This window comes from Pseudomonas sp. RL, from assembly GCF_000647775.1.
Taxonomy (GTDB): Bacteria; Pseudomonadota; Gammaproteobacteria; order Pseudomonadales; family Pseudomonadaceae; genus Serpens; species Serpens flexibilis.
Window position 1 is genome coordinate 1 of record NZ_JBOY01000099.1, and the last position, 6051, is coordinate 6051.

Sequence of the window (6051 nt, forward strand, 5' to 3'; positions counted from 1 at the left end):
ACCTCGTCGCAGTTTATCGCTTAACGGGGTGTCCACTGGAGCTGGGCAAGATCAAGCCCCCACGCCCCAAGCCTTTGGTTGGATGCACGTGTGGTCCTTGAGCAATACCAGCAAGGCCAGGCACCAGGATGCTTGCCTGTCGGGGAATTCAGGGCTCGGCACTACGGTGACGATCTGGATTGCGATGCGCTGGAGGCGCACTTTCGGGCCAGCGGTGTCGAGCTCCTGGGCATTGAGGTCATCCGCACACCAGGCCAAGTCGATTTCGCCTACAAATTGCGGCGTTGATGGTGGGCGGGAAGCAGGTTCGGGTTGGTTCCCCATTGATCAATGCCAAGGGCCTGGTCTTCCCGCCACCCTGCCTCCGTGCCCCGCTGATTGCGATCAGCAGCATGCCCAGGCAGCCAAGATCTTCAAGGCTGCGGCGCGGCTCGACCGCGTTGGTCACACCAGTTCGCTCCGGCATCCCTGCGCGAACGGCCATCGGCAACGATGGTGATGCCTGTCTGTAGTTCCTCAACCTGTGCGGGGTCACATCACCCGCCAGGGTCGATGCGTCTCCGCAGCTTTGCCACGGAGATCCGCCATGTCTCAAGAAAAATCCTTCTTCGACCTGCACATCAGTGGTCTGGGTTACCTCAATCGCATACGCGAAGTCACACCCCGGAAAGGCGATGCCTTCCTGGCGGCCGACATCGCGGCGCTGAACGGTCCCGCCGACGGCGTGGAGTACCGCCGTTTCGACGTACGCGTCAGCGGGCGCGAAGCGCAGCAGTTGGTCCGCCGCTGCCTGCCGGCCGTCACCGCCGAGCGCAAGGTGCTGATCGGCTTTCGCCTCGGCGATCTGTGGACCGACACCTTCACCTACTCGCGCGGCAAGCGCGCCGGTGAGGTAGGGGTCAGCCTCAAGGCGCGGTTGTTGTTCATCGGCTGGATCAAGGTCGATGGCGAGCTGGTCTACAAGGCCGAACCCCGGCCGACCGACCCCGCCACGCCGACTTCTGACTCCACCCTGGAGCAGGCTGCCGCCGCGCAGTTCGCCTGACCGTCGCAAACGCGACATTCCACCCACCGCCGGGGTTTCTCCCCGACGGGGAGGCTCCGGCTTCTGTCGTCACAGGAGGCCTTCCATGGGCTGGTATTTCTCACCGCAGTCCCGAGCGGAGCTGATCCGGGAACTGATCCAACCGTCACAGACCGAACGCGCCAGCGTCACGGTCATCGCCCACGCACTGCGCGGCGACGCGCTGTGGTCCGTGGTCGAAGTCACCGCCCGGCAGTCCGGTGTGCATCGGGATCTCGCTCCAGGCGAGTTGCTTCGCTACATCCGCTGCGACCTGCTGCAGCGCAGTGGTGGCGAGTGGGGGTACAAGCCGCTGGACGAGTCCATGCACCCGTACCGCTATTCCTGCCCGCTGTCCTACCTGGCACTGGCGCCCGAGCAATGCCACGAGTGGCGTGAGGGCGTGCGTGCCTGGCATGCGCGACGGCGAGCGCCGACTGCAGTGGAACCGCGCACCCCCGTCTAGTCGTTCGACACCTGTCCCAACCCGCCCCGCAGTGAGGGGCGTTCTCTCTCTTCGCAAGCCCGCGCCCTCCAGCCGTTGCCGGTCGGTCAGCGCTTGCCCGTTTTCCGAGGAAAATGCCATGCAACTTGCATCCCGCTTTGCTTCTGGCATCGCCGATGCTGCGCAGCGATCATCCGCTGTCCGATGATCAGATCCGTGCCGTCGTACCGTCGATCTTCGCGGCAGAGGCGCACCACAGCCGCTCGCGGCGCTACAGCTACATACCCACCGCCGCGGTACTGGCGGAATTGCGTCGGGAAGGCTTCCAGCCGTTCATGGTGTGTCAGACCCGCGTGCGGCAGGAGGGCCGTCGCGAGCACACCAAGCACATGCTTCGCCTGCGTCACGCCAGTCAGATCAACGGTGACGAGGCGAACGAGATCATCCTGCTCAACTCGCACGATGGCAGCAGCAGCTACCAGATGCTCGCCGGGATGTTCCGCTTCGTGTGTGCCAACGGCCTGGTCTGTGGCGACACGCTGTCCGACGTGCGCGTGCCGCACAAGGGCAACGTCACCGACCAGGTGATCGAAGGCGCCTATGAGGTGCTGCACGGCTTCGACCAGGTGCAGCAGTCGCGGGAGGCCATGCGCGCCGTGCGGCTCGATGCGGGCGAGGCGGAAGTGTTCGCCCGTGCCGCGTTGAGTCTGCGTTTCGACCCGGACAAGCCGGCGCCCGTCACCGAGGAACAGATCCTCATGCCACGTCGTTTCGACGACAGGCGTCCGGATCTGTGGTCGCTGTTCAACCGTGCGCAGGAGAACCTGATCAAGGGCGGCCTGCCGGGACGCCAGAGCAATAGGCGCACCCAGCGCACCCGCTCCGTTCAGGGCATTGACCAGAACATCCGCCTCAACCGGGCGTTGTGGATGCTGGCCGATGGGCTGCGGCAACTGAAGTCCTGATCCATCAGCGGACCATGCCGAAGGGCCTGGTCCGCTTTTTTGCTGACCTTGTGGGCTAGTTCATTCTAGGGGGACAGGGTAGCGGATCATCCCATCCAGAAACTCGGTGGCTGGAGTTCAGAGCAAAGCTTTTTCGTTTTCCCGGAAATGTCATAATGACATCATTCATTGTTTCCGGCAGCCTAAACAGGCGGCTACATGTTCTCGGCAAAGGGATGATGCGGTATGAATCGAATGTTCGTTAGCCCATGGCTGTCGGTATCCCCCAGCGGTCCGGTGACGTGTGCTCGTCCCCAGGCACATGAGTACGTCCATCTCCGCCAAGGAGAAATGGACGGCGCCTGCGGACCTTATTGTGTAGTCATGACTCTGATTGCGCTGGGAGTGATGTCACGAGACCAAGCACAATCTCTTGGTAGTTTCGATGGCCGTACTCGCCTAGGTCGCTTCGCCGAAAAGCTGATGGGCTTTGGTCCCTTAGTTTCAGACGGTACCTACGATTATGAAGTGAGCCGGTTGGTTGATGTGTTCAAGCACACCGGTGTCGAGACTGAAGTGCTTGATGTGGCACCCCGGCGTAAAACCACCGTCCGCAACATCGCAGATGCCGTCGACAATCGAAAAGTCCCGATTGTTAGCGTCGAATGGGATGGCGGGCAAGGGGGGCACTGGCTTCTTGTTATCGGTTATCAGGGGTATCAGGCTGACGATGACGACGAATTTCAGATCACCCACCTCCTATGTCTCGATCCCACCGGCGAGGCACCCCGTGTTTCACTCTGGAATGCCGTGATCGAAGTCTTTACCGAAGCGGGCGATGCGGTGAACGAAGGTCGTTATTACTGTCGGCATTGGGGGCCAAACGACCCGCCAACGGCTTGCCGAATTGATCAGAGCGTTGTGGTCGGGCTCGATAAGAAAGCCGAGTCCAATTATTTCTACTGACAGATCCGTCAGCGCTCAGTCCTCACTCCGTTGCAGTCGGACAGCTGAAGCGGGGTGGGCACCGATTCGGATTCTTTACTGCTTACCATCTCTGACCCGTCGAAAGTAACGGCTCCGCCATCGGAGCCAGACGATGCAGCGATTCCCATATATTCAGGTTCATGTTCGACACGCACTTGCCGCTGCGCTGCTGCTCGCCATGGCGCTGGCGGCTGGTTGTGCGGGCAGCGTGGCGCCGGAGCAGTCAGCAACCCCGGCGGCCGCAACTACTGCTCCTGAATTCGAGCCTGCACCAGTGCCGGCTGCGCGCTACGGCCGCTACACCCTGGTCGAACTGGCGCCCACGGCGGCCCAGCGTGATTTGCTTGCTCAGTTGGTCGAGGTTTCCGTTCCCGACACCCTGCATGCCAGCGTTGGCGACGCTCTGCGGCACCTGCTGCTGCGCTCCGGCTATCGGCTGTGCGACGGCGCGGCCAGCGAGACGCTGCTGGGCCTGCCGCTGCCGGCGGCCCACTACCGGCTCGGTCCGATGCTGTTGCGCGATGCACTGCTGACCCTGGCCGGCCCGTCCTGGCGTTTGCAGGTAGATGAGCCGCAGCGCCAGGTGTGCTTTGTCCGCGCCGATGCGCAGTCGTCCGGTGCGCCCCTGAGCGGCGAGGATCACGATGAGTGAGCTCCCGCGCCGGCAGCCGACGCTGTTGGCGGTGGCCAGCATCGCCTGGCTCGCCTTCATCAGCGCCCTGGTGCTGATCGATTATGTGGCCTGGACGAACAGCACCGATCCCGCGCTGGTCGATGCCCGCATGGGCCTGTTCGAGGGGCGGCTCGATGCCCTCGACAACCGCTTCGGGGAAGTACAGCAGCAGCCGCCGGGAGTAGAGCAGGCGCATTACGAAAGTGATCGCCAGACGCTGGAGCGGCGTCTGGCGGTGATCGAGCAGGCCCTTGCCGAACGCCTGCCGGCCAGCGAGCTGGCGGCGTTGCAGGTGCGCCTGGAGGCGCTGGAAGCGCGGCCGCAGCCCCAACCGGCGCCGGCCGCCATGCCACGTACGCGCACCGTCGCCGTCAAACGACCGCCCCTGGTCGAGCCGGCCTTCAGGGTCATGGGCCTCGAATGGCGCGGCGGCGAGCGCTTCGTCTCATTGCTCCCCAGCGACAGCGGCGTGCTGTCCCGGGCCCGCCTGCTGCTGATCGGCGAGGAGGAGGGCGGCTGGCGGCTCGAAGCCATTGAGGCCGATCACGTCATCTTCCGCAAGGCGGGCGCGGTGCGGCGGCTGCCCATTCCCGGGCGCTAGGCGATGCGCCTGGTGCATTTGCTGGCCATGGCCCTCTGCTGGGGACTGGCCCTGCTTGCGCAGTCGGCTCCGGCCCAGCAGCAGACCGAGCGCACTTCGACCGCTACCCAAACCCAGATACTTGCCCTCGACGAGGCTCGGCAGGCCCGCGACTGGGGGCTGCAGGACGAGGAGTGGGCCCGCTACCGCGAGCTGATGCGCGGGCCGCTGGGCATTCATTCTCCGGGCCTCGATCCGCTGACCGCGCTGGGTATCGAGGCTCGTACCGACGAGGAGCGGCGCCATTACGCCGAACTGCAGGTGCAGGCCGAGGCCCGGCGCGTGGAGAAGCTGCTCGCCTACCAGCGCGCCTACGATGAGGCCTGGCAGCGCCTGGCCCCGGATCTGCAGCGGGTCAGCCCCGTTGCCGAGCCGGTCCCGGCGCGCCTGGCGGTGTTCGTCTCGGCGCAATGCCCGACCTGCGCGCAGAAGGTGCAGCGGCTGCAGACCGCCGGCAGTGCCTTCGATCTCTACCTGGTGGGCAGCGGCGGTGACGATGCGCGTCTGCGGGCCTGGGCACAGACCGCCGGTGTCGATCCGGCAAAGGTGCGCGCCGGACATATCACCCTCAATCACGACGCCGGCCGCTGGCTGCTGCTCGGTCAGCCGGGCGAGCTGCCCGCCGTACTGCGTCAGGTGGCCGGCCAATGGCGGCGCCAGCCCTGAGTCGCGCTCGTCGCTGGCTGCCGCTGCTGGGCGGCTGGCTGGTCGGCGTAGTGTCGGCCCAGGACATCCCCCCAGCCTATGAAATGGCGGCTCAGCGCGCCGGCGTACCGGCCAGCGTGCTGTACGCCCTGGCGCTGCAGGAGAGCGGCCGGCGCTTGCATGGCCGGCTGGTGCCCTGGCCCTGGACGCTCAACGTGGCCGGCATTCCGAGGCGCTTCGCCCGCCGCGACGCGGCCTGTGCCGCGCTGCGCCAGGCCCTGCGCGAGGTGCCGTCGACCCGCATCGACGCCGGCCTGGGACAGATCAACCTGGGCTACCAGCGGCACCGCTACCGCGAGCCCTGCGAGCTGCTCGACCCCTACCGCAACCTGGCAGTCGCCGCGGCGATTCTGCGCGAGCAGCACGTGCCGGGAGACACCTGGCTGATCACGGTCGGCCGCTACCATCGCCCGGCCGGCGGCGCACCCGCCGCGCGCTATCGCCAGGGAGTCGAGCGGCACCTGGCGCGCGTGCTCGGCGTGTCGGGGCAGGGCGCCCAACGAGGAGATGCCCCGCCATGAAGCGTACCCACCTGCGTACGGTTGCACCGGCATTGCCCGGTCTGCTGGCCCTGGCCACGCCGTCGATGCTCCC

At 65.6% G+C, this 6051-nt stretch carries 7 protein-coding genes and 1 pseudogene; all 8 read left to right on the forward strand.

The genetic code is table 11. The features are described 5' to 3' along the window. The first annotated feature begins 586 nt into the window (after window positions 1-586). Window positions 587-1045: an STY4534 family ICE replication protein gene (locus AS93_RS19480; RefSeq protein WP_051587495.1), complete on the forward strand. Its 459-nt coding sequence runs from the start codon at window positions 587-589 to the stop codon at window positions 1043-1045. Between the two features lie 85 nt (window positions 1046-1130). Continuing rightward, complete coding sequence (locus AS93_RS0114775; RefSeq protein WP_027591329.1) at window positions 1131-1529, forward strand: hypothetical protein; 399 nt, start codon at window positions 1131-1133, stop codon at window positions 1527-1529. Between the two features lie 118 nt (window positions 1530-1647). After that, a pseudogene (locus AS93_RS0114780) lies at window positions 1648-2473 on the forward strand (DUF932 domain-containing protein). Window positions 2474-2836: 363 nt separating this feature from the next. Next, complete coding sequence (locus AS93_RS20375; RefSeq protein WP_155956156.1) at window positions 2837-3418, forward strand: hypothetical protein; 582 nt, start codon at window positions 2837-2839, stop codon at window positions 3416-3418. Between the two features lie 133 nt (window positions 3419-3551). Continuing rightward, on the forward strand, window positions 3552-4091 hold the full coding sequence (locus AS93_RS19485; protein ID WP_081798319.1) for a PilL N-terminal domain-containing protein: 540 nt from the start codon (window positions 3552-3554) through the stop codon (window positions 4089-4091). Next, on the forward strand, window positions 4084-4713 hold the full coding sequence (locus AS93_RS0114795; RefSeq protein WP_051587498.1) for a hypothetical protein: 630 nt from the start codon (window positions 4084-4086) through the stop codon (window positions 4711-4713). The genes AS93_RS19485 and AS93_RS0114795 overlap by 8 nt, the downstream gene beginning before the upstream one ends. Window positions 4714-4716: 3 nt before the next feature. Then, the gene (locus tag AS93_RS0114800) at window positions 4717-5418 is read left to right on the forward strand and encodes a TIGR03759 family integrating conjugative element protein (protein ID WP_051587499.1); all 702 of its coding nucleotides are present in this window, start codon (window positions 4717-4719) and stop codon (window positions 5416-5418) included. Next, a complete protein-coding gene (locus tag AS93_RS0114805) occupies window positions 5400-5978 on the forward strand; it encodes a lytic transglycosylase (RefSeq protein ID WP_027591334.1) in 579 nt (192 codons plus the stop codon). The genes AS93_RS0114800 and AS93_RS0114805 overlap by 19 nt, the downstream gene beginning before the upstream one ends. Window positions 5979-6051: the final 73 nt, after the last annotated feature.

Excerpts from the sequence above, each read along its gene's own strand:
- AS93_RS19480 (WP_051587495.1), top strand. The coding sequence starts at position 587 with ATGTCTCAAGAAAAATCCTTCTTCGACCTGCACATCAGTGGTCTGGGT.
- AS93_RS0114775 (WP_027591329.1), top strand. The coding sequence starts at position 1,131 with ATGGGCTGGTATTTCTCACCGCAGTCCCGAGCGGAGCTGATCCGGGAA.
- AS93_RS20375 (WP_155956156.1), top strand. The coding sequence starts at position 2,837 with ATGACTCTGATTGCGCTGGGAGTGATGTCACGAGACCAAGCACAATCT.
- AS93_RS19485 (WP_081798319.1), top strand. The coding sequence starts at position 3,552 with ATGCAGCGATTCCCATATATTCAGGTTCATGTTCGACACGCACTTGCC.
- AS93_RS0114795 (WP_051587498.1), top strand. The coding sequence starts at position 4,084 with ATGAGTGAGCTCCCGCGCCGGCAGCCGACGCTGTTGGCGGTGGCCAGC.
- AS93_RS0114800 (WP_051587499.1), top strand. The coding sequence starts at position 4,717 with ATGCGCCTGGTGCATTTGCTGGCCATGGCCCTCTGCTGGGGACTGGCC.
- AS93_RS0114805 (WP_027591334.1), top strand. The coding sequence starts at position 5,400 with ATGGCGGCGCCAGCCCTGAGTCGCGCTCGTCGCTGGCTGCCGCTGCTG.